The organism is Streptomyces sp. SID12488 (genome assembly GCF_010548275.1).
Lineage (GTDB): Bacteria > Actinomycetota > Actinomycetes > Streptomycetales > Streptomycetaceae > Streptomyces.
Map to the genome: position 1 here is coordinate 1 of NZ_JAAGLT010000180.1, position 254 is coordinate 254.

Here is a 254-nt window from a genome sequence, read left to right on the forward strand (position 1 = left end):
GCCGGTTCACGCTCACTGCGGGTGTGGCCGGGCCAGGCGGCGGGTCATGAGCAGGATCATCGACCAGTAGATCATCGCTTCGGCACTGGTGGTGCGGCGCTCGTAGTCGCGCGCCAGGAGGCGGGTGTGGGCTTGATCCGTTTTGACGGACATCCGAGATCAGGGGTTCAGCCCCGGGAGGATGTCCATCATGGAGAGCATGGGGAAGAAGAAGCCTCGGCCTCGCCGTTCGTTCACGCCGGAGTTCAAGGCCG

At 65.0% G+C, this 254-nt stretch carries 1 pseudogene; it reads right to left on the reverse strand.

Going from position 1 to position 254, the window contains the following annotated elements:
• Positions 1-12: 12 nt before the first annotated feature.
• Positions 13-123, reverse strand: a pseudogene (locus G3I56_RS43085) (IS5/IS1182 family transposase); the annotation flags it as partial.
• Between the last annotated feature and the right edge of the window lie 131 nt (positions 124-254).